The sequence below is a fragment of the Candidatus Pelagibacter sp. Uisw_136 genome (assembly GCF_047720275.1).
In the GTDB taxonomy this organism is placed as follows: domain Bacteria; phylum Pseudomonadota; class Alphaproteobacteria; order Pelagibacterales; family Pelagibacteraceae; genus Pelagibacter.
The window spans coordinates 195,112-216,557 of the sequence record NZ_CP159812.1; the positions used below are offsets into that span (position 1 = coordinate 195,112).

At 29.4% G+C, this 21,446-nt stretch carries 22 protein-coding genes and 1 tRNA gene; 15 read left to right on the forward strand and 8 right to left on the reverse strand.

The window, feature by feature from the left end; all coding sequences use genetic code 11:
* Nucleotides 1–72 precede the first annotated feature (72 nt).
* From pal to ABXT53_RS01030, 8 genes are all read left to right on the forward strand, one after another.
* The gene (pal, locus tag ABXT53_RS00995) at nt 73–558 is read left to right on the forward strand and encodes a peptidoglycan-associated lipoprotein Pal (RefSeq protein WP_415290814.1); all 486 of its coding nucleotides are present in this window, start codon (nt 73–75) and stop codon (nt 556–558) included.
* 86 nt (nt 559–644) lie between these two features.
* Nucleotides 645–1,619 (forward strand): tol-pal system protein YbgF, encoded by a 975-nt coding sequence (gene ybgF / locus ABXT53_RS01000; RefSeq protein ID WP_415290815.1) that lies wholly within the window; start codon nt 645–647, stop codon nt 1,617–1,619.
* On the forward strand, nt 1,579–2,634 hold the full coding sequence (tilS, locus tag ABXT53_RS01005) for a tRNA lysidine(34) synthetase TilS (protein WP_415290816.1): 1,056 nt from the start codon (nt 1,579–1,581) through the stop codon (nt 2,632–2,634). Before ybgF ends, tilS begins: the two co-directional genes overlap by 41 nt.
* 51 nt (nt 2,635–2,685) lie before the next feature.
* On the forward strand, nt 2,686–4,572 hold the full coding sequence (ftsH, locus tag ABXT53_RS01010) for an ATP-dependent zinc metalloprotease FtsH (protein WP_415291297.1): 1,887 nt from the start codon (nt 2,686–2,688) through the stop codon (nt 4,570–4,572).
* 6 nt (nt 4,573–4,578) lie between these two features.
* Nucleotides 4,579–5,631 (forward strand): dihydropteroate synthase, encoded by a 1,053-nt coding sequence (folP, locus tag ABXT53_RS01015; RefSeq protein WP_415290817.1) that lies wholly within the window; start codon nt 4,579–4,581, stop codon nt 5,629–5,631.
* On the forward strand, nt 5,631–6,962 hold the full coding sequence (gene glmM / locus ABXT53_RS01020) for a phosphoglucosamine mutase (RefSeq protein WP_415290818.1): 1,332 nt from the start codon (nt 5,631–5,633) through the stop codon (nt 6,960–6,962). The genes folP and glmM overlap by 1 nt, the downstream gene beginning before the upstream one ends.
* Nucleotide 6,963: 1 nt before the next feature.
* Nucleotides 6,964–7,776 (forward strand): bifunctional hydroxymethylpyrimidine kinase/phosphomethylpyrimidine kinase, encoded by an 813-nt coding sequence (gene thiD / locus ABXT53_RS01025; RefSeq protein ID WP_415290819.1) that lies wholly within the window; start codon nt 6,964–6,966, stop codon nt 7,774–7,776.
* The gene (locus ABXT53_RS01030) at nt 7,776–9,068 is read left to right on the forward strand and encodes an adenylosuccinate synthase (RefSeq protein ID WP_415290820.1); all 1,293 of its coding nucleotides are present in this window, start codon (nt 7,776–7,778) and stop codon (nt 9,066–9,068) included. The genes thiD and ABXT53_RS01030 overlap by 1 nt, the downstream gene beginning before the upstream one ends.
* On the opposite strand, the gene rpoH is transcribed toward ABXT53_RS01030, so the two are convergent.
* Together rpoH and ABXT53_RS01040 are read right to left on the reverse strand one after the other, a co-directional pair.
* A complete protein-coding gene (gene rpoH / locus ABXT53_RS01035) occupies nt 9,065–9,946 on the reverse strand; it encodes an RNA polymerase sigma factor RpoH (protein WP_415290821.1) in 882 nt (293 codons plus the stop codon). The genes ABXT53_RS01030 and rpoH overlap by 4 nt on opposite strands.
* A gap of 55 nt (nt 9,947–10,001) precedes the next feature.
* Nucleotides 10,002–10,982 (reverse strand): RluA family pseudouridine synthase, encoded by a 981-nt coding sequence (locus ABXT53_RS01040; protein ID WP_415290822.1) that lies wholly within the window; start codon nt 10,980–10,982, stop codon nt 10,002–10,004.
* A gap of 23 nt (nt 10,983–11,005) precedes the next feature.
* Here ABXT53_RS01040 and ABXT53_RS01045 point away from each other — a divergent pair.
* Nucleotides 11,006–11,082, forward strand: a tRNA-Arg gene (locus tag ABXT53_RS01045).
* Nucleotides 11,083–11,112: 30 nt separating this feature from the next.
* On the opposite strand, the gene ABXT53_RS01050 is transcribed toward ABXT53_RS01045, so the two are convergent.
* On the reverse strand, nt 11,113–11,820 hold the full coding sequence (locus ABXT53_RS01050; RefSeq protein WP_415290823.1) for a glycosyltransferase family 2 protein: 708 nt from the start codon (nt 11,818–11,820) through the stop codon (nt 11,113–11,115).
* Nucleotides 11,821–12,172: 352 nt separating this feature from the next.
* Between ABXT53_RS01050 and ABXT53_RS01055 the strand changes: the two genes are divergently transcribed.
* Nucleotides 12,173–12,517 (forward strand): hypothetical protein, encoded by a 345-nt coding sequence (locus ABXT53_RS01055; protein WP_415290824.1) that lies wholly within the window; start codon nt 12,173–12,175, stop codon nt 12,515–12,517.
* Between the two features lie 237 nt (nt 12,518–12,754).
* Entirely contained in the window at nt 12,755–13,003 is a 249-nt protein-coding gene (locus tag ABXT53_RS01060; protein WP_415290825.1) for a hypothetical protein, read from the forward strand.
* Between the two features lie 47 nt (nt 13,004–13,050).
* Here ABXT53_RS01060 and ABXT53_RS01065 read toward each other — a convergent pair whose 3' ends face one another.
* The 3 genes from ABXT53_RS01065 to ABXT53_RS01075 all read right to left on the reverse strand — a co-directional run bounded on the left by ABXT53_RS01065 (nt 13,051) and on the right by ABXT53_RS01075 (nt 15,573).
* Nucleotides 13,051–14,220, reverse strand: coding sequence for a radical SAM protein (locus ABXT53_RS01065; RefSeq protein WP_415290826.1), 1,170 nt, complete (start codon nt 14,218–14,220; stop codon nt 13,051–13,053).
* 2 nt (nt 14,221–14,222) lie between these two features.
* A complete protein-coding gene (locus tag ABXT53_RS01070; RefSeq protein WP_415290827.1) occupies nt 14,223–14,564 on the reverse strand; it encodes a hypothetical protein in 342 nt (113 codons plus the stop codon).
* Nucleotides 14,565–14,640: 76 nt separating this feature from the next.
* Complete coding sequence (locus ABXT53_RS01075) at nt 14,641–15,573, reverse strand: L-threonylcarbamoyladenylate synthase (protein WP_415290828.1); 933 nt, start codon at nt 15,571–15,573, stop codon at nt 14,641–14,643.
* A 20-nt stretch (nt 15,574–15,593) separates the two neighbouring features.
* Between ABXT53_RS01075 and ABXT53_RS01080 the strand changes: the two genes are divergently transcribed.
* Genes ABXT53_RS01080 through dxs form a run of 3 tightly spaced genes read left to right on the forward strand, consistent with a single transcriptional unit; the run spans nt 15,594 to nt 18,614 of the window.
* Nucleotides 15,594–15,839, forward strand: coding sequence for an exonuclease VII small subunit (locus ABXT53_RS01080; RefSeq protein ID WP_415290829.1), 246 nt, complete (start codon nt 15,594–15,596; stop codon nt 15,837–15,839).
* Nucleotides 15,829–16,701, forward strand: coding sequence for a polyprenyl synthetase family protein (locus ABXT53_RS01085; RefSeq protein WP_415290830.1), 873 nt, complete (start codon nt 15,829–15,831; stop codon nt 16,699–16,701). Before ABXT53_RS01080 ends, ABXT53_RS01085 begins: the two co-directional genes overlap by 11 nt.
* The gene (gene dxs / locus ABXT53_RS01090) at nt 16,701–18,614 is read left to right on the forward strand and encodes a 1-deoxy-D-xylulose-5-phosphate synthase (RefSeq protein ID WP_415291298.1); all 1,914 of its coding nucleotides are present in this window, start codon (nt 16,701–16,703) and stop codon (nt 18,612–18,614) included. The genes ABXT53_RS01085 and dxs overlap by 1 nt, the downstream gene beginning before the upstream one ends.
* A gap of 11 nt (nt 18,615–18,625) precedes the next feature.
* Here dxs and aroC read toward each other — a convergent pair whose 3' ends face one another.
* Nucleotides 18,626–19,708 carry a chorismate synthase gene (aroC, locus tag ABXT53_RS01095; RefSeq protein ID WP_415276011.1) on the reverse strand — a complete coding sequence of 361 codons (1,083 nt, stop codon included), beginning with the start codon at nt 19,706–19,708 and terminating at the stop codon, nt 18,626–18,628.
* A 33-nt stretch (nt 19,709–19,741) separates the two neighbouring features.
* Between aroC and pdxH the strand changes: the two genes are divergently transcribed.
* Entirely contained in the window at nt 19,742–20,368 is a 627-nt protein-coding gene (gene pdxH, locus ABXT53_RS01100) for a pyridoxamine 5'-phosphate oxidase (protein WP_415290831.1), read from the forward strand.
* Here the strand turns inward: pdxH and ABXT53_RS01105 are convergent.
* Nucleotides 20,365–21,378 carry a polyprenyl synthetase family protein gene (locus ABXT53_RS01105; RefSeq protein ID WP_415290832.1) on the reverse strand — a complete coding sequence of 338 codons (1,014 nt, stop codon included), beginning with the start codon at nt 21,376–21,378 and terminating at the stop codon, nt 20,365–20,367. The genes pdxH and ABXT53_RS01105 overlap by 4 nt on opposite strands.
* Nucleotides 21,379–21,446: the final 68 nt, after the last annotated feature.

Here is a 21,446-nt window from a genome sequence, read left to right on the forward strand (position 1 = left end):
TGATTTTTTAGCTTGAAACATCTAATTAGTTGTGAAAAAGTAAGTAATTCAATTAAGGATTAAGGAGTAACAATGAACTTAAGTAAAATTTTAAAAAATGGATTTCTAATTATATTAGCAAGCTTAGTATTAACCGCTTGTGCTACAAAAAAAACAACTACAACAACAGGACAAATGCAGGGTGATACTTATACGGGCACAGATACCGTAAAAGAGTTAGCTAAAGGTGTTCCAGATAGAGTTTTCTTTGCAACAAATGAAACTATACTTACAACAGCTTCAAGAGAAACTTTAAGAAAACAAGCTGGCTGGTTAAGAAAAAACTCAGATGTTAACGTTATTTTAGAAGGTCACGCTGATGAAAGAGGTACAAGAGAGTACAACTTAGCATTAGGTGAAAGAAGAGCTAATTCAGCAAAAGATTATTTAATGACGTATGGAATTTCTTCAGATAGAATTTCAGTGTTAAGCTATGGTAAAGAAAGACCAGTAGATTCTGGATCTAATCCTTTAGCTTGGTCTAAAAATAGAAGATCAGTTACAGTTAAAGCTAACTAATTAATCAAAAAATTTATAAAAGACCCTATCACATTTGTGAATAGGGTCTTTTTTTTGCCATCATTATAATTACTACTCAACATATTATGCTTGATTATAAAAAATTAATTCGCTTAAAATTAGTACTGGTATTTTTATTTTTTCCAAATATTATTTTTGCTGACAGCCATAATATAAGGGAAATTTTAGAGTTAATTCAAAAAGATTTAAAAACTTTAGAAAAAGCCGTTTACTCAGGATCAACTAATTCAAATGGTCAAAAAAGTACAAATGAAAACTCTGAAGATGTTCTAACAAGACATCTTTTAAAATTATCTGATGTTGAAAAACAATTTCAAGAACTTACTAATAAGTTCGAAGAAATTAACTTCAAGTTAGATAAATTATCAAATAGGCTTTCTAAAGTTCAAGCAGATAATCAAATTAGGTTTCAAGATGTTGAAAATGCTTTGTCCTCTGGAGAAGTTGGAAAAAAATTAACCTCAATACCAAAAGAACAGTTAGACAAAACTTTACCAGGCTCTTCACAACCTCAAGAATTAGGATCTATTTCATATAAAAATACAGAAAGTGGAGAAACCACTCAACAAATACAATCTGTAGAAACTACCTCATCTATTGTAACAGAAAGTTTTGAATCAGAAAAAAATATACTTCCAATTACTTCTCCAGAAAAACAATATGAATTTGCTACTAGTTTTTTAAAAGTAGGTGATTATATCACTGCAGAAAGAGCCTTTAGAGAATTTGTAGTAAATAATTCAGAGCATAAACTAGCAGGTAACGCTCAATATTGGTATGCTGAAACATTTAGAATAAGACAGCTCTATACAGATGCCGCAACTGCTTATCTTGAGGGATATCAAAAATATCCAAAAGGTGAGAAGGCTCCTATAAATTTATTAAAACTTGGTGTATCAATGGTTCAAATAGGAGAAAAAGAGCAAGGTTGTAAAATGATTGTAGGAGTTGAAAAACAATATCCTAAAGCAAATCAATCTGTGCTTCAAAAAGCAAAATATGAATCAAAAAAGTTTGAGTGTTCAAAACAAAACTCATAAACAAATTCTTAGTTTTCTAAAAAATCGAAAAATTTCTAAAGTTTATAGTGAATTCGTTTCCTCTTTAAATGCTAGAGAAAATTTAGCTGTAGCAGTTTCAGGTGGACCCGATAGTTTGGCGCTAGCTTACTTGGCTAAATGCTATTCAATAAAAAATAAAATAACAGTTAAATTCTTTTTAGTTGATCATAAGCTTAGACTTGAGTCGACAAAAGAAGCTGCTTCTGTAAAAAAAATTTTACAAAAATTTGATATCACATGCAAAGTATTAAGTTGGAAAGGTAAAAAACCTACTAGAAATATTCAATCTTTAGCAAGAGAGGTAAGATATTCTTTATTAGCAAAAGAATGTAAGAAAAATAATATTAAGCACTTATTGTTAGGACATCATTCAAATGATTTATTTGAAAACTTTTTAATTAGAGTGGTTAGAGGAAGTGGGCTAAATGGACTGGTATCTTTTAATAAAAGTGTAAAATATAAAAATGAAGAACTAAATATTTTAAGACCATTACTTAACTTAGAAAAAAATGATTTAATTGATATTTCTAAAATAGTATTTAAGTTTTTTATTAAAGATCCATCTAATATTAATGAGACATATAAGAGAACAAGAATTAGAACTCTATTAGAATCTCTTGAAAAAGAGGGATTAGATTTAAAAAAACTAAAATTAACCATTGATAATTTAAGAGACTCAGACAAATCAATAAAGTTTTATGTTAAAAAAAATTTAAAGGATAATTCTGTAAATTTTAAAAAAAAAGATACCTGCATTTTAAATCGTAATTTTTTTGATCAATCACATGAAGTTGTTTTTAGATCTTTGACTTTTATTATTCAAAAAATAGGAAAAAAATATTATCCTGTTAGAGGAAAAAGTATTAATGCGCTGATTAACAGAATAACCTTTAAGACATTTTCAAAAATAACTTTAGGAGGTTGTTTTGTTGAAAGTGTTAATGAAACTATATTAATATCGAGAGAAAACCCTAATAAAGTTAAAGTTTTGTAACAATTTGACACTTGTTTAATCGATAATAATTATTATCTTACAAGTATGAATATGAAAAATTTAGCCATGTGGGCAGTAATTGTTTTTTTAACAATAGGCCTTTATAATATGTTTAAGAACCCTCAAGCTAATGTAGGCAAGAGCAATTCTATTATATTTTCAGAATTTTTATCAGAAGTTGATAATGGTGGAGTTGTAAAAGTAGATATTCAAGGAAACAATATTAGAGGAGTACTAGCTAATGGAAATACTTTTTCTACTTACTCACCAAATTATCCAAATTTAATTGAGAAGCTATCCGAAAAAGGCGTAAGTATATCAGCTGCTCCTTTAGAAGATAAGATGCCTTCTTTGTTTGGAGTTTTATTATCGTGGTTTCCAATGTTGTTATTAATCGCTGTTTGGATTTTCTTTATGAGGCAGATGCAAGGTGGCAAAGGTGGAGCTATGGGCTTTGGAAAATCTAAGGCTAAATTGATGAACGAATTAAAAGGTAAAGTTACCTTTGATGATGTTGCTGGAGTAGAAGAGGCTAAAGAAGAGGTGGAAGAGGTTGTTCAGTTTTTGAAAGACCCTAAAAAGTTTAGTAGACTTGGTGGAAAAATACCTAGAGGATGTTTGTTAGTTGGCCAACCAGGAACAGGTAAAACATTACTTGCTAGAGCTATAGCTGGAGAAGCTGGAGTTCCATTCTTCACTATATCAGGATCAGATTTCGTTGAAATGTTTGTCGGTGTCGGTGCATCAAGAGTTAGAGATATGTTTGAACAAGGTAAGAAAAATTCACCCTGTATTATTTTCATAGATGAGATAGATGCTGTTGGAAGAAGTAGGGGTGCTGGTCTAGGAGGAGGAAATGATGAAAGAGAACAAACTTTAAACCAACTATTAGTTGAAATGGATGGTTTTGAAACCAACGAAGGGGTAATAATTATTGCAGCAACAAACAGACCTGATGTATTAGATCCAGCCCTATTACGACCAGGTAGATTTGATAGACAGGTAGTAGTTGGACTTCCAGATATTATAGGAAGAGAGAAAATATTAAAAGTCCATGTAAAAAAAATTAAAATGGCACCAGATGTTAATTTAAGAACAGTAGCAAGAGGAACTCCTGGTTTTTCAGGTGCAGATTTAGCGAATATAGTTAATGAAGCAGCATTACTTGCTGCAAGAAAAAATAAAAGAATTGTTACACTAGTTGAATTTGAAGAAGCTAGAGATAAAGTAATGATGGGTTCAGAAAGAAGATCCATGGTTATGACTGAGGAAGAAAAAACCTTAACTGCCTACCACGAGGCAGGTCATGCAATAGTAACTATTAATGAAGATGCAGCCCATCCAATTCATAAAGCAACAATTATTCCAAGAGGTCGAGCCTTAGGAATGGTTATGCAGTTACCTGAGAGAGATCAGCTATCTCAAACAAGAGAACAGCTTCATGCTCAATTAGCTATAGCTATGGGTGGAAGAGTAGCAGAAGAGATCATATTTGGTGAAGATAAAGTTACAACTGGTGCATCTAGCGATATTGAGCAAGCGACTCAAAGAGCAAGAGCCATGGTAATGCAAGCAGGCCTTAGCAAAGAGTTGGGACCAGTTGCTTATGGCTCGAATGAAGAAGAGGTATTTTTAGGTAGATCTGTTGCTAGAACTCAAAATATGTCTGAAGAAACTTCAAAAAAAGTAGACTCAGAAATAAGAAAAATTGTAGATAAAGGTTATGAAAGAGCAAGAACAGTTTTAACAGAAAAAATTGATGATCTACACAAATTAGCTAAAGCTCTTTTAACATACGAAACACTTTCAGGTGAAGAAATAGAAAACCTGATAAATAAAAATGTATATCCAACTAATAAAGAAGATTTAAAAGTTGAAGATGAAGATAAAGGCTCAGCTTTAAGCTCAATGGGTCTTAAGCCAAAAATAGTTCATTAAAACTAGATGAAAAAATATTACACAAGAGTGTGTAATTTTGCTTATGGTAAACCTTCGATTGAATTAGTTAAAAAAAAAAAAAATCTTCCACTAAATGGTAATAAAAAAATTTCATTTGGTCAAATTGAAATCCTTACAAGAACTTCAATCAAAATAATTGATCTTAAGGATATAAAAAAATTACCTAAATCTCTGAAAGAAAAAATTAATAAAGATCTTAAGATTATTATTAAAAAAAATAAAAATTTTTCAAGTTTAAATTTTAATAAAATTCCCAATATAATGGGTATATTAAATTTAACACCAGATAGTTTTTCTGATGGTGGTAAGTTTAATAAAAGGAAAACAGGAACATATCATGCAAAAAATTTATTTAAATCTGGGGCAGACATTGTTGATGTTGGTGGAGAGTCAACGAGGCCTGGATCTAAGCCTATAAGCAAAGAGGAAGAGTGGAAAAGAGTAAAAGAAATATTAAGAGATATTAATAAAAAAATTCCATTATCATTAGATACAAGAAAATCAGAAATTATGAATAAAGGGATTCAGGTAGGAGTTAAACTTATAAATGATGTATCAGGGCTAAGTTATGACTCTAAAACAGTCGATGTATTGAAAAAAAGTAAAACTCCATTTGTAATTCAACATTCACAAGGTACACCAGAACAAATGCAAAAAAATCCTAAATATAAAAATGAATTATTAGATATTTATGATTTTTTTGAGAAAAAAATTAAATTTTTAATATCTAAGGGCATAAAACACAATAATATAATGATTGATCCAGGAATTGGCTTTGGAAAAAATTTGAAACATAATATGAATTTAATTAGGAGTGTTTCCATTTTTCATACTCTTGGTTTTCCTATATTACTTGGACTTTCTAGAAAAAAATTTATTAAAGATTTATCTGGGAAAAACGATAGCAAGGAGAGGTTAGGTGGAACAGTAGCCTCTTCCTTATATGTAATAATGCAAGGAGTTCAAGTTTTAAGGATTCATGATGTCAATGAGTTAAGGCAAAGTATAAAGGTATTTAAAGAGTTAATAGAAAACTAATGGCAAAAAAATATTTTGGAACTGATGGAATAAGAGGTGCTGTTAATAGCAAAAATATTAATGGAGATATGTTTTTTAAATTTGGTCTTGCAACGGGGACTTACTTTAAAACTCAAAAAAAAAAGAAACAAATAGCAATAATTGCTAAGGATACAAGATTATCAGGGTATAGTTTAGAACCTGCTTTGGTATCAGGGCTTACATCAGCTGGTATGCACGTTTATACGTTAGGCCCACTTCCAACAAATGGCTTAGCAATGTTAACAAAGACTATGAAAGCTAATATGGGAATTATGATTACGGCATCTCATAACCCATATTATGACAATGGGTTAAAGCTATTTGGGCCTGATGGGTTAAAACTGTCAAATAAGATTGAAAAAAAAATTGAAACTTTAATTGATCAAAAAATTGAAAAGTCTTTATCAAAACCAAAAAAATTAGGTCGTGTAAAAAGGTTAGAAACTGCAAATAAAGATTATATAAAAATTTTAAAAAGTAATTTACCAAAAGATTTTAACCTTAGAGGTTTAAGAATAGTTATTGATTGTGCAAATGGTGCTGGATACATGGCTGGGCCTGAATTGTTAAAATCTTTAGGCGCAAAAGTATTTTCAATTGGAATAAATCCTAACGGCCTTAATATTAATAAAAATTGTGGCTCTACGTTTCCAAATAAGATTAAATTTGCAGTAAAAAAATATAAAGCACACATAGGAATCTCTCTTGATGGAGATGCTGATAGAATTATCATGTGTGATGAAAAGGGCTCTGTAATTGATGGAGATCAAATAATTGCAGCAATAGCAATGAGATGGAAAAGAAAAAAAATGTTAAGAGGGGGTGTGGTTGGTACTTTAATGTCTAACTATGGATTAGAAAAATTTTTTAAACTACATAATATAAAATTTTTAAGATCAGATGTAGGAGACCGTTTTGTAAAGGAGAAAATGCAAAAAAATAATTTTAATTTAGGAGGTGAACAATCTGGGCATATTATTTTAGGTAAATTTGCAACTACAGGAGATGGCTTATTGGTTGCTTTAGAAGTTTTATTTTCATTAAGAAAAGGAAATAAAGCTAGTAGTTTTTTTGATACTTTTAAGAAAACCCCACAAATATTGGAAAATATTAATGTTAAAGACAAAAGTATAATTAAAAATATCTATATTAAGAATTCTATAAAATTAGCAGAAAAGTTAATTAAAGGACAAGGCAGAATATTAGTTAGAAGCTCAGGAACAGAATCTAAAATCAGAGTAATGGGAGAGAGTAACAATAGTAAACTACTTCAAAAATGTCTGAAAATTATATTAAAAAAAATTAAATAAATTGAAACCAAAATCTAAAATATTAGTAATTGCTGGCTCAGATTCATCTGGTGGTGCTGGTATTCAAGCTGATATTAAAACTATCACTGCTTTAGGTTCGTATGCAATGACAGCAATAACAGCTGTCACAATTCAAAATACAACAGGTGTAAAATCAATAGTACCAATTGATTCGAAGGAAATTTCTAATCAAATAGAATTTACTTCAAAAGACATTAAACCTGATGCTATAAAAATTGGAATGTTGCACTCTTCAAAAGTAATAAAGTCAGTAATTCATTCACTAAACCTCATTAAAGTAAAAAAGATAATTTTAGATCCTGTTATGGTAGCTAAAGGTGGTGCAAAACTTATTGATGATAATGCAATTCAATTATTAAAGAATGAACTAATTAAAAAAGTTAGTTTAATAACTCCTAATATTCCTGAGGCTGAGATATTAACTAAAACTGAAATAAAAACAAAGGAAGATATGATTTTTGCTGCCAGTATATTAATCAAATTAGGAGCAAAAAATGTTTTTATAAAAGGTGGTCATTTAGAATCTAAAATTGTCCAAGATATTTTTGTAAATAAAAATGAAATTTTCATTATAAAAAATAAAAGAATTACAACCAGGAATACACATGGTACTGGTTGCACCCTTTCTTCTGCTATTTCTACATTTTTTTCATGTGGAAAAACCTTAAAGAGATCTTGTGAGCTTGCAACTAAGTATGTACACAATTCAATAAATTCAAACCTTAAATTTGGTAAAGGTCATGGGCCGATCAACCATTTAAGTTCAGTAACAGTAGAAAAAAAATTTAGATAATGAAAAATGTTGTAGTTGTTGGATCTCAATGGGGTGATGAAGGAAAAGGTAAAATAGTTGATTGGCTATCTGACCAAGCAGATGTTGTCATTCGTTTTCAAGGAGGACACAATGCTGGACACACTTTAGTAATTGATGGAATAACTTATAAATTAAGATTACTTCCTTCTGGAATTGTAAGAAAAAATAAAATTTCTATTATAGGAAACGGAGTTGTAGTTGATCCTTGGGCACTATTAGAGGAAATAGAGGAAATCAAATCTAAGGGTGTTGAGGTCAATGTAGATAATTTTATAATTTCAGAATCTGCTAATCTTATTTTGCCATTTCATAGAGAGATGGATGAAATAAGAGAAGATGCTGCTGGAAAAGGAAAAATTGGAACAACAAGAAGGGGAATTGGACCAGCCTACGAAGATAAAGTAGGAAGAAGATCAATCCGTGTTATGGATCTAAGATCTGAGACTAATCTAGACCACAGATTGGAAACAGTACTTCTTCATCATAATGCAATTAGAAAAGGACTAGGTAAAAAAATTTTTGAAAAAGACAAACTTAAAGAAGAGCTTTTAAAGATTGCTCCTGAAATATTAAAGTTTTCTCAACCTGTATGGCTTAGAATTGATGAGTTTAAAAAACAAAAGAAAAGAATATTATTTGAAGGTGCACAAGGAATACTACTTGATGTAGATCATGGAACTTACCCTTTTGTAACATCATCAAATACTGTTGCATCTGCCGCTGCTACAGGAACTGGTTGTGGTCCTAATTCTATTCATTATGTTCTTGGAATAACAAAAGCCTATACTACCAGAGTTGGTGAAGGACCTTTTCCTACAGAGTTAACAGACGATATTGGAGAATTACTTGGCTCTAGAGGAAAAGAATTTGGAACTGTCACTAGTAGAAAAAGAAGATGTGGTTGGTTCGATGGTGTTCTGGTTAGGCAAACAATTAAAATTTCAGGTATAGATGGAATAGCGTTAACTAAATTAGATGTTTTAGATGAATTAGATGAAATTAAGATGTGTGTTGAATATGAACTTAATGGCAAGAAAATGGATTACCTACCAGCTGCAGTTGAGGATCAGTTAAAAATTAAACCGATTTATAAAACTTTCCCTGGCTGGAAAAGCTCAACCCAAGGAATAAAAAATATTGAAGCCTTGCCAGAAAATGCAAAAAATTATATCTATGCATTAGAAGATTTTGTTGGGACGAAAGTTTCAAGTATTTCAACAAGTCCTGAACGAGAAGATACAATTCTTTTAGAGAATCCTTTTGAAGTTTAGTTTACTGGAAGTAAATTTTTAGATTTGGCAGACAACAACATGTGTTTTTGAAGTTTTTCAAATGCTTTATTTTCAATTTGTCTAACTCTTTCTCTACTAATCTTGTATTTTTTACTTAAATCTTCAAGCGTTGTAGGTTCATCGTTTAATCTTCTAGAGTATAAAATCTCTCTTTCTCTTCCATTAAGAACTTTTATAGAATCTTTAAGTAAACCTTGTCTTTGTCCCATTTCTTCTTGATGTGCAAATTTAAGATCATGGTCTAGCTCTTTATCTACCAACCAGTCTTGCCATTCGTCACCATCTTCTCCAACTTGTGCATTTAAAGAAAACTCTTTACCTGAAAGCCTTCTATTCATTGAAATCACTTCTTCTTTTTTAACATCTAATTTGTTAGCAATTTCACTTACATGTTCAGGTCTTAAATCACCTTCAGACTGAGGAGCGATTTGATTTTTAATTTTCTTTAAATTAAAAAATAATTTTTTTTGTGCAGTTGTTGTTCCTATCTTTACCAAACTCCAAGATCTTAGAATGTATTCTTGGATAGAAGCTCTAATCCACCACATTGCATAAGTTGCCAATCTAAATCCTTTTTCAGGTTCAAATTTTTTAACAGCTTGCATTAATCCTACATTTCCCTCTGAAATCATTTCATTTACTGGAAGACCATATCCTCTATAACCCATCGCAATTTTTGCAACGAGTCTAAGGTGGCTAGTAACAAGTTTTTCTGCAGCTTTAACATTGCCTGTTGCCTTCCAATTTTTTGCAAGCATATATTCTTCTTCAGCTGCCAACATAGGAAATTTTTTAATCTGCTCAAGATAAGCAGATAAACCACCTTCATTAGATAGTGCTGGAAGATTACTTTTCATTGTAGCGCTCATAAGTTTTATTTATTTAGTTAACTATAAGTATTATTTCAAGGTTTTATTTGTCAGTATTTCTAAGCAATACTAAAATATTTTCAAGTTCTTGTGGCAAAATTGAGGTAAAAGTCATTTCATCATTAGTTTTAGGGTGAATGAAGCCCAATGTTTGAGCATGCAGAAATTGTCTATCCAATTTATAAATTAAATTTTCCAAACTAGTGTCGATATTTTTAAGTTTCTTATATTTTTTTTTATATTTACCATCACCCATAATGCTGTTGCCCATATGTGTCATGTGAACTCTTATCTGATGCGTTCTTCCCGTTTCCAATCTACATTCGACCAAACTTAGTGTGGGTGTTTTATCATTTTCAAAAATCTCTATAGTTTTGTAATTGGTTATTGCTCTTTTCCCTTTAGAACTACTAACCTCCATCATTTGTCTATTTTTTGAACTCCTAGTTATGAAAGTATCAATTTTTCCGGAAGAAGGTCTAAGTTTACCCCAAATTAAAAGTTGATAAACTCTTGTAATTGTATGCTCGCTAAATTGATGAGATAAATTTTCGTGTGTTACGTTATTTTTAGCTATAACTATTAATCCAGAAGTATCTTTGTCTATTCTATGTACAATACCAGGTCTTAACTCGTCTCCAATTGTAGATAGTGAATCTTTATTGTAGTGCATTAAGGCATTAACAATTGTTTCATCATAATTACCAGCACCTGGATGCATAATTATTCCAGCTGGTTTATCAATTACTAATAAATCATCATCCTCATAAACAATTTCTAATTTAAAATCATAAGGTTTTAAAGAGGCTTCTTTTGGTTCTGGAATTTGAAGATCAATTTTATCACCAGTAGATATTTTTTTTGAAGGACTGTTAACGATTACATTATTTAATTTTAATTTTTCTTTAAGAATTAAATTTTTGATTCTAGTTCTACTAATCAACTCCTCTCTTTTGTTGATGAATACATCAAGTCGAAGGTTATTCTCATCTGTTTCAACTATTAAATTAATGTTTTTTTCCATAAAATGTAATATTAATACTATATGCGCTGCTAGCTCAACTGGATAGAGCACCAGATTTCGAATCTGGGGGTTATAGGTTCGACTCCTATGTGGCGCACCAACATCAAAGTATATTATTTTATCTTTCTAACTATAAATTTAAAGCTTTTTTAATATAAAATAAAAAAATTACTCTAAATGTTGTAAACACTACCTTAATAGAATTTTTAAATTTGAATGCAGTAGCACCTTCAATTCTATCTGTTAATAATGTTGGAATAAATATAATTGAATTATTTTTCTGTAAAAAAATATGTGACCACATCTCTAATTGGAAGGCGTGGCTACCTGTTTGAATATTACAATTAATGAATACTTCTTTTTTGATTATAGTTACTCCATTATAGTAGGGAATTTTTTCATTAAAAATAAAATTTAATATAGGTGTATATAAGGACGTAAATTTTTTTCTAAATGGGTCTCTTTCATTTGAATTTATGTAATAAGTACTAATGATATCAAATTTATCAATTGACGATATCAGTTTAGCAATCTCTGAGGATGGATGAGAATTATCAGCTGGAACCCAACAAATATTTTTTTTTGTAGCATTAGATGCACCTATTTTAATACTTGCACCATAACCATAATTTTTTTTATTTCTTATAATTTTTATATTCTTCTTAAGTTCACTTTCATATTTTTCTACCTCTAATGAAGATCCATCAGTGCTTCCATCGTCTACAAATAAAATTTCATAATCTAATAATTTGGAAATTTTACAAGAATTCTCTATTTCAATTATTGTACTGATAATATTATTTTTTTCATTTAATCCAGGAACGATAAAACTAATCATTTATTAAATTAGTTTCCAACTCTTTTTATAATCTGAAATTTTCATAGTCATTACTCAAATTTTATTTAATAATGGTTGTTTATACTAGATATGCTAATAATTCAAAGACATGTTGCTTTCTAGCAGTATAAAGATCCTAACTTTTTGAGCATTTGAAACTAGATAAAATATGATTATAGGCTAAAACTACATTCTTTTTAATCTTAATAATGAAAACTATTTTTTTAACACTTGGAATTTTATTTTTAATCTTAGTTTTTAATAAGATTTATTTTTTTTTTAAAAAAAAAAAGTAGTTTTTTACGACTACTTTATTAAATTTATATATTTTACATTTTTTGTATTTTTAATAATGTATTATTTTATAGACAGAGGTAATTTGCCTGAGGAATATGTTAGTTCTATTTTAATATGTTATGTAGTTGGTTTTTTTGCAATATTCTTTACAGTTTCACTTAAATCTTATGAGAGTCCCACAAATTTTATTTATAAATTTTTAAGTAAAAAGTCTGATTATAAGAAACTATTAATTTTTTTAAAAAAAAAAAATATTATAACCACTAGATTTGAGGATTTAAAAAAACAAAAATTAATTATAGAAAAGAAAAATAAGATATCACTTACATTACTTGGTCATAATTTTTGTAAAATCTATTATTTTTTAATGAATTTTTTTAAAATAAAAAATGAAGGATAAATGTATTTACTATTTTTTATAATTAATTTATTTTTATATGTAATTTTTCTAAAATTATTTTTAGTATTATTTGGAAGTAAGTATATTTTCCCAGTTAGAGTTGCAGATTTATTTAACTTGATTACTAACTTAATAACAAACTTTGCTATTTCTTTTTATTATTTTAACTTTAGTGTCGCTTTTAATGTAATCTTAATAAATTTTTTTTTATTTTTTATATTTTATAGCATTCTCTCAATGATTAGCACTTCTCCAAGAACTAAAATTTTACTTGATGTGCATAAAACTAAATCTTTAAATAAAAAAGATTACATAAAAAAAAGATACAATACAAAAGTAATTCTTGATAATAGAATTAAAAGATTATTAACAAATAATGAAATAATATTTATTAAAAATAAGAAAGTTATATTAAATCAAAACAAAAAAGGTTTAAATTTTTTACCATTTGTTTCTTTTATGTTTGAACTAATGAAAAAAATTTAATTTTTTAATCAATTTTTAATTAGGTTTTAAGTAAAAAATTATCTCAATTACAAGAAATTAACATGCAAAGGTTTCTCACCTCTGGGTGGTGCAATCTTAGCTATACCTTTTATGTGATTATCTAATGCCTCAGTTACATAATGTTGAATTGGTAGAGTTCCCATCATAGTTTGACAGTCCCAATTAGGTGAAGCTAGGTAATCCATAATTTTCCAATAGCGGTCAGATTTGAATATATCTTTAAATCTTTCATCGGTATAATTTCCTATATGTAGTTTTGAGTATCTGGCATTAAAGAACATTCCTGAAGGAGCAACCAAGCCACTTCCACTTATTTGAAGTAAAAATTGTGGCCCATAAAATCTTTTATATGATGATTTGCTACTTTTAATTTTATCCCATTTAACAATTATCTTAGTATTCTCATTTGATAATTTTTCTGCTTCTTCTATTAATGGATACATTTCTTCATATTTAGAATAATCAACTCCCAATGTACCAAATTCATCATCTGAACAATGTTTAATAACACCATAATCAACACCTAAATCTACAGCAAGTTTTGAAAATGGAATAATTTCATCTTTAAATTCTGGCATTAATACCATTTGGATACCTAGTGTAACTTTTAAATTTAATTTTTTTTTTAATTCTACTGCATATTTTATATTTTTCATCGCCCTATCAAAAACTTCTGTATATTTTGCATCTTTAAACATAATTCTAGAATATCCCTCAGGTGTACCTGCAGCGACCGTAAATCTAATCCAGGTCATGTATGGTAACACTTGATCTATTTTATCTTTTTCCCATTCCCATCCATTAGTAGCATTTCCAATATCAATTCCTATATTTGAGGCATGTTGAATAAATGGAACATATGCTTTTGAAAGAGTGCTTTCTCCATCTGAAATTAAAGATACAGCTTTTACTCCAACTTCTTTAAAATCATCTAGCAAATTTAATGCTTTTTTAACTTTTACTGTAGATCTCTCTTGTGGCTCTTGTACCATTGCATAACAAAAAGAACACATTGCCCCACATGCACGAGTTAAAGCCATATCTACACTTACTGGTGCTACACGTTCACCATTTTCAAAAGCAATCACTCTATCATAATGATATGATAATTTGTGTGAATCTAGAATTAACTTACCTTCTTTAGTATCTATGGCGTTATCTTTAAAATCTACCGTTTGTTCTTGCGTTTTTACCATATTTAAATTTCAGGTTTAATTTGTATTCCTCTTAAATTTCTTAATTTACTTTTATCACCAACTGGCACCAACCAAACTGTGATACCTTTATCAATTGAATTTTTTAATGCTTGTTCTAGATCTAATAGCATTGATCCTCTTACACCAGCTGATATAGTTCTTTCAATTAGAAGTGTAATTTGACCATTTTCCCCTGCTTCCGTCACAACAAAATCTCTACACTCTTTATTTTTCTTAAGTTCTTCTTGGACTAAGCTAATCCTTTCTTCTTGGGATCTTTTAATCCAATTTTGTCCAATCTCTGGTGAGCTAGCAAGTGCGCTTTCTTTATTTATATTATTCACAGCTTTATATAATTATTGAGAAAATAAACATATTCTAAAGATATTAAGTATACAATAAGTCTTTTAAGTTAAACTCTTAAAATTTAGAGGCTCTATGCAATCTATCATTTATAGCTATACCCAAACCTTTATTGGGAATTTTTTCTACAGCGATTGATTTGTAACCTTTATTTTTAATTTTTCGTAAACAAGAATATAAATTTTTAGCAGCCTCATTTAAGTTGCCTTTAGTAGTTAAATAGTAATAGTTATTTGATTTTGTTTTTCTCCTTTTAATCAAGATAAATGCCACGTTATTTTTTGGTTTTTTAATATTCATTCGTAAAGGTATACCAGGAGAATAATGCAAACGAGATTGACCAGGTGCTATTTTTTTTTTAGGGTTAATAGATATGCTTATCTTAAAACCCAAAGTTTTTTGAATTTTTAAGATATCTAGACCACCCAATCTTAGTATGGATGGTCTACCTATAAGGTTAACTATTGTAGATTCTATTCCAATAGCACACGCACCTCCGTCTAAAATATATTTAATTTTATTACCAAATTCTTCCTTAACATCTTTTGCTTTAACAGCACTTACTTTTGTTGTGATATTAGCACTGGGCGCAGCTAATGGATAATCTAATTGTTTTAGTAAATTTTTAAATATTGTGTGTTTTGGAAATCTTACTGCTAAACTTTTCTTATTATTGGTAACATACTTAGAAATCTTAGAATCTTTCCTTAATTGTAATACGTATGTTATTGGGCCAGGAGAGAATTTTTTATAAAGTTTAGTAAAATTATCATTTATTAGGCAATCTTTTTTAAGAGAATCGATATTGTGATAATGTACGATTAAAGGGTTGTTTTTTGGTCTTTTTTTTAAATTAAAAATCTTTTTTACTGCTGAATTCTTGTATGCATTAGCTGCTAGACCATAAACAGTTTCAGTAGGTACGCCAATACAGTAATTTTTATTAAGGTATTTTTTTGCTTTTTTGATATTTGATTGATTGGATTTCATGTATTAATAATTATTATTATATGAAAGATAAAAATTTACCACCTGATAATAACACACAGTCTCTTGAGGAACTAACAAAAGAAGCAAATAATATTATTGAATCTTTAGAGTCAGAAAAAGACTTACAGAATTCAATTGATTCATACCAACAGTTATTAAAATTAAATAATACTATTGAAAAAAAATTCTATAGAACTTCAAAAATGATCAATGAAGAAACAAAAAAAAAAATTAACAATATAAGTTCAAAAAAAAATGCAAAATAAACTTGCTAGAATAGCAAAAGATACAAACTTATTTTTAAAGCGATTTATTAAAAGACAAAAAAGAACAGAATTAGTTGCAGCTATGGAGTATGGCTTATTTCCAGGTGGAAAAAAAATTAGATCAAAAATTTTAATTGATATAGGAGCTATATTTAAAATTAATTATAAAACATTAATTTCTATTGGTGCTGCAGTTGAGTGCATTCACGCTTATTCATTAATACATGATGATTTACCTTGTATGGATGATGATAAAATACGAAGAGGAAAAATTTCTACACACATTAAATTTGGAGAATCAACAGCGGTACTTGCAGGAAACTCACTTTTAACAATGGCTTTTGAAATCTTAGTTAGTTCGAACTTAAAGATAAATGAAAAAATAAAAGTAGATCTAGTAAAAAAACTATCTGAGTCTTCTGGACATTTAGGAATAGCTGGTGGACAGTATTTAGATCTTAGTTTTGAAAAAAAAAAAGTTTCTAAAAGTAAAATTATAGAGATGGAAATAAAAAAAACTGGTAAGCTTTTTAGCTTTTGTTGTGCTGTTCCAATTATTATTAAGAGAAAAAATGATAAACAAATAAAGTTTTTTGAAAATATAGGTTCCAATATTGGACTTTTATTTCAAATTGCTGACGATTTAATAGACTTTAAAGGCTCTACAGCCATTGCTGGTAAAATAACAGGCAAAGACAAGAAAAAAGGTAAAGCTACTTTAATCAGTTTACTAGGGTATCAAAATGCTATTAAATATGCTGATAAAATTAAGTCTAAAATAATTAAAGATTTAAATAAATATAGTTCAAACACTAATAATTTAAATGAAACCTTAGACTACATTCTAAAAAGAAATAAATGATGCAAGACTACAAATTTTTAAAAGATATTAATTTCCCTTCTGATTTAAGAAAATTATCAGAGAGTGATCTTCAAGAGGTTTCTAATGAGGTTAGAAAAGAGATGATTGATGCAGTATCTGAAACAGGAGGACATTTAGGTGCAGGTCTTGGAGTTGTTGAACTAACTGTTGCCTTGCATTACGTATTTGACACTCCAAATGACAGGCTGATTTGGGATGTGGGTCATCAAACTTATCCACATAAAATTTTGACTGGAAGAAAGTCAAAAATTAAAACTTTGAGACAAGGTAATGGATTGTCTGGTTTTACAAAAAGATCTGAGAGTGAGTATGATCCATTTGGTGCAGCACATAGCTCAACATCAATATCATCTGCTCTAGGTATGGCAGAAGCAAGCAAATTATCTAATAAATTAAACAATATAATTGCAGTCATAGGAGATGGTGCAATTAGTGCAGGTATGGCATATGAGGCAATGAATAACGCAGGTGCTTCAAAAACTAAAATGATTGTTATCTTAAATGATAACGATATGTCGATTGCAAAACCAGTAGGTGCTATGAGAACCTATTTAGCTAAACTTTTAACAGGAAAAATTTATTTTAGTTTAAGAGAAACTTTTAAATTAATAGCTTCTGCTTTTTCCAAAAGATTTAGTGCAAAAGCTGGAAAAGCTGAGGATTTTTTAAGATCAGCTGTAACTGGTGGTACTCTTTTTAATTCTTTGGGTTTTTATTATGTTGGTCCAATAGATGGACATGATTTATCTACACTTATACCAATTTTAAAAAATGCAAGAGACACAAAATATCAAGGCCCAATAATGATTCATGTAAAAACTCAAAAAGGTAAAGGCTATTCTTATGCTGAAAAAGCTAGCGATCATTATCATGGTGTTTCAAAATTTAATGTTGTAACTGGTGAACAGGTGAAAAATGGAACAAATCTTCCAGCTTATACAAAAATTTTTGCAAATACTTTAGTTAAACATGCAGAAAGAGACAGTAAAGTCGTAGGAGTTACTGCTGCTATGCCAGGAGGAACAGGTATGGATATTTTTGCTAAAGATTTTCCAAAAAGAATGTTTGATGTTGGAATTGCTGAACAGCATGGAGTGACTTTTGCTGCAGGACTAGCAACGGAAGGGTATAAACCATATGTTGCAATCTATTCGACTTTTTTACAAAGAGCTTATGATCAAGTAGTTCATGATGTCGCTATCCAAAGTTTACCTGTGAGATTTATAATAGATAGAGCAGGCTTGGTAGGCGCTGATGGATCAACTCACGCTGGTTCATTTGATATTACTTATCTCTCTACTCTTCCTAATTTTATAGTAATGGCACCAAGCGATGAGTCAGAATTAGTTAAAATGATAAATACATCTATGATTATTAACGACAAACCTTGTGCTATTAGATACCCAAGAGGAAATGGCATTGGAACGGAATTACCATCTATAGATGAAAAAATAGAAATAGGAAAAGGAAGGATTATTCAAGAAGGAAAACAGGTTTGTATTTTAAGTATAGGAACTAGATTGGAAGAATGCAAAATCGCAGCTGCAGAATTAAAAAATAAAGGAATTGAATCAACGATAGTTGATGCACGTTTTGCTAAACCTTTAGATCAAGAGCTTATTTTAAAGTGTGCGAGAGAACATGAGGTAATGATTACTGTAGAAGAGGGGTCTATTGGAGGTTTTGGCTCTCATGTAGAAAATCTATTATCAGAAAAAGGTATATTTGATAAAGGTTTAAAATTTAGAACCATGATACTGCCTGATATTTTTATTGAACAAGATAGTCCAAAAAAAATGTATGATGTCGCTGGTCTTAATGCATCTCAAATATCAAAAAAAATATTAGATATTTTATTTACAAAAGAGTCGATAAAAGTAGTTAAAAATTAAATTTAAAGAAATTAGCTACACTGAGCTTTGTTCATTAGATAATGGTCTAATAAAACGCAATTCATCATTGCTTCTCCCACTGGTACTGCACGAATGCCAACACAAGGGTCATGCCGACCTTTAACAGAAATTGTAGTATTTTTTCCAAACTTATCTATAGTTTTTCTAGTTGTTAAAATCGATGAAGTTGGTTTAACAGCAAATGAAACAACAATTTCTTGTCCCGTTGAAATACCACCAAGAATTCCACCAGCATTATTGGAATCAAATTTTAATTTTTTACCTTTTTGTGAAATTTCATCTGAGTTTTGTTCTCCACTTAATTGCGCAGAGTTCATTCCTGAACCAATGTTAACACCTTTAACAGCATTAATACTCATCATTGCAGAAGCAATATCCATATCTAATTTAGAATAAATTGGAGCACCTAAGCCAACAGGAATTCCTCTAGCTCTTACCTCAATAATTGCACCACAAGATGATCCAGATTTTCTTATATCTAGCAAATATTTTTCCCAAATTTTTAGCATATTTTTATCAGGACAAAAAAAGGGATTTTTATTAATTGTTAGATCGTTCCATTTGCTAGTATCACATCCCAATATTCCCAGTTGAGTAACAGCACCTACAACTTTAAATTTTTTACCTAATTTATTCTCTAAAACTTTTTTAGCAATTGCACCTGCAGCAACTCTTGCAGCCGTTTCTCTTGCAGAGGATCTTCCACCACCACGGTAATCTCTTATTCCATATTTCTTAAAGTACGTAAAATCAGCATGCCCAGGTCTAAATTTATCTTTGATATTTCCATAATCTTTTGATCTCATATCTTGATTGTAAATAATTAAAGAAATAGGCGTCCCAGTCGTTTTGCCTTCAAACACACCTGATAAAATTTGTACTTTATCATCTTCTTTTCTCTGTGTTGTAAATTTTGATTGTCCTGGTTTTCTTTTATCTAGCTCAACTTGAATATCTTGCTCTTTTAAGTTTATATTAGGTGGACAACCATCAACGACGCAGCCTAATGCTGGGCCATGAGATTCTCCCCATGTTGTGAAACGAAATTGCTTTCCAAAAGTATTAAATGACATTATCTATAGTATATAGATTATTTTGTTAAAATTATGAATCAAAAAAACTCATTAGGCCTTAATAAATGCTTTTTAGATAAAATAGATCCAATAGATTTATTTGAAGTTTGGATGAATGAGGCAAAAAAAACAGAACTAAATGATCCAAATGCACTAGCTTTAGCCACATCAGATGAAAATAATTCTCCATCAATTAGAATGGTCTTGTTAAAAGACTTTAACAAAGATGGATTTGTTTTTTATACCAATCTAAATAGTCAAAAAGGAAATGAATTAAAAAATAACCCAAAAGCATCAATGTGCTTTCATTGGAAAAGTCTTCTAAGACAAGTAAGAATTAATGGAATGGTACAAAAAGTTTCTAATGAAGTGGCGGATGAATATTATAACAGTAGAGGTTATGAGAGCAGAATTGGAGCATGGGCCTCAAAACAAAGCACTATATTAAATAATAGAGATGAGCTTTTAAGCTCAATAGAAGAATACAAAAAAAAATATAGTAATAAAAATGATGTTCCAAGACCAGAGCATTGGTCAGGTTGGAATTTAATACCTACGAGTATAGAATTTTGGTTAGATGGAGATAGCAGAATTCATGAAAGACTTAAATATACCAAAGATAAAGAGGGTAACTGGGTTAAATCTTTATTAAGTCCTTAAAAGGTTCTTTGTAGACTAAACGAAGTGAGACTTTCTAAAATCTTTTTTTCATCACTATCTTTAAATACAGTTAAAGAATTTGATGCAAGATTAATAAAATGTTCAGCTTTTTTGTGACACTCATTGATTATGTTGTATTTTTTAATAAGTTCTAAAGTAAAATTTAAATTTTCATTTGATCTTGTTTCTTGTTTAAAAATATTTTTCAATTTATCTTTTTCTACTGGTGATACATTTTGAAATAATAAAATCACAGGTAGTGTAATTTTACCTTCAAGAAAATCTTTACCAATTTTTTTGCCAAAAAATTTTAGATCAGAATTGTAATCTAGGGTGTCATCAGCAATTTGAAATGTTAAGCCTAAGTTTTTTCCATAAAACTCTAGTGCTTCTTTTTCTTTTGTTTCTTTGTTAGATAGAATTGCACCAACTTTAGTTGCTGCAGAAAAAAGTTCAGCTGTTTTTGCTGTAATAATCTTAAAATAGGTTTCCTCTAACATATCAACTTCACCCTTGTGTTGTAGTTGTAATACTTCTCCCTGAGCAATCTTTGACGAAGTTGAGGATAAAAGTTTTAAAACTTCTATATTCCCATCATCAACCATCATCTCAAAACATCTACTTAAAAGATAGTCTCCAATTAATACAGAAGAGTGATTCCCCCAAATTGAATTTAATGTTTTTTTACCTCTTCTAATATTTCCAAGATCAATGACATCATCATGCATTAAAGTTGCCCCATGTATCATCTCTACACATGCAGCTAAATTAATGTCTCGGCCTCCTTTAGTGTAGCCACACAACTTAGCAGAACCGAGAGTTAATAAAGCTCTTAATCTTTTTCCACCTGTGTCAATATGATATTCGGTCATTTTTTGAACCAGATCAACTTCACTCAGGAGTTTTGATTTAATCTTTTCTTCAACTAAAACTAATTTTTCATCAACTGAATCTTTTAGTTGATAATATGAATTATTTATTTGGTTTCTTAGTTGAACTACAGTTCCCATAAAAAATAAGTTAGTATAATTAAGTTATATTTATTACTTATCAATTGACGCACCTTAATCTTCAACTA

Excerpts from the sequence above, each read along its gene's own strand:
- pal (WP_415290814.1), top strand. The coding sequence starts at position 73 with ATGAACTTAAGTAAAATTTTAAAAAATGGATTTCTAATTATATTAGCA.
- ybgF (WP_415290815.1), top strand. The coding sequence starts at position 645 with ATGCTTGATTATAAAAAATTAATTCGCTTAAAATTAGTACTGGTATTT.
- tilS (WP_415290816.1), top strand. The coding sequence starts at position 1,579 with ATGAATCAAAAAAGTTTGAGTGTTCAAAACAAAACTCATAAACAAATT.
- ftsH (WP_415291297.1), top strand. The coding sequence starts at position 2,686 with ATGAAAAATTTAGCCATGTGGGCAGTAATTGTTTTTTTAACAATAGGC.
- folP (WP_415290817.1), top strand. The coding sequence starts at position 4,579 with ATGAAAAAATATTACACAAGAGTGTGTAATTTTGCTTATGGTAAACCT.
- glmM (WP_415290818.1), top strand. The coding sequence starts at position 5,631 with ATGGCAAAAAAATATTTTGGAACTGATGGAATAAGAGGTGCTGTTAAT.
- ABXT53_RS01030 (WP_415290820.1), top strand. The coding sequence starts at position 7,776 with ATGAAAAATGTTGTAGTTGTTGGATCTCAATGGGGTGATGAAGGAAAA.
- rpoH (WP_415290821.1), bottom strand. The coding sequence starts at position 9,946 with ATGAAAAGTAATCTTCCAGCACTATCTAATGAAGGTGGTTTATCTGCT.
- ABXT53_RS01040 (WP_415290822.1), bottom strand. The coding sequence starts at position 10,982 with ATGGAAAAAAACATTAATTTAATAGTTGAAACAGATGAGAATAACCTT.
- ABXT53_RS01050 (WP_415290823.1), bottom strand. The coding sequence starts at position 11,820 with ATGATTAGTTTTATCGTTCCTGGATTAAATGAAAAAAATAATATTATC.
- ABXT53_RS01055 (WP_415290824.1), top strand. The coding sequence starts at position 12,173 with ATGTATTATTTTATAGACAGAGGTAATTTGCCTGAGGAATATGTTAGT.
- ABXT53_RS01060 (WP_415290825.1), top strand. The coding sequence starts at position 12,755 with ATGATTAGCACTTCTCCAAGAACTAAAATTTTACTTGATGTGCATAAA.
- ABXT53_RS01065 (WP_415290826.1), bottom strand. The coding sequence starts at position 14,220 with ATGGTAAAAACGCAAGAACAAACGGTAGATTTTAAAGATAACGCCATA.
- ABXT53_RS01075 (WP_415290828.1), bottom strand. The coding sequence starts at position 15,573 with ATGAAATCCAATCAATCAAATATCAAAAAAGCAAAAAAATACCTTAAT.
- ABXT53_RS01080 (WP_415290829.1), top strand. The coding sequence starts at position 15,594 with ATGAAAGATAAAAATTTACCACCTGATAATAACACACAGTCTCTTGAG.
- ABXT53_RS01085 (WP_415290830.1), top strand. The coding sequence starts at position 15,829 with ATGCAAAATAAACTTGCTAGAATAGCAAAAGATACAAACTTATTTTTA.
- dxs (WP_415291298.1), top strand. The coding sequence starts at position 16,701 with ATGCAAGACTACAAATTTTTAAAAGATATTAATTTCCCTTCTGATTTA.
- aroC (WP_415276011.1), bottom strand. The coding sequence starts at position 19,708 with ATGTCATTTAATACTTTTGGAAAGCAATTTCGTTTCACAACATGGGGA.
- pdxH (WP_415290831.1), top strand. The coding sequence starts at position 19,742 with ATGAATCAAAAAAACTCATTAGGCCTTAATAAATGCTTTTTAGATAAA.
- ABXT53_RS01105 (WP_415290832.1), bottom strand. The coding sequence starts at position 21,378 with ATGGGAACTGTAGTTCAACTAAGAAACCAAATAAATAATTCATATTAT.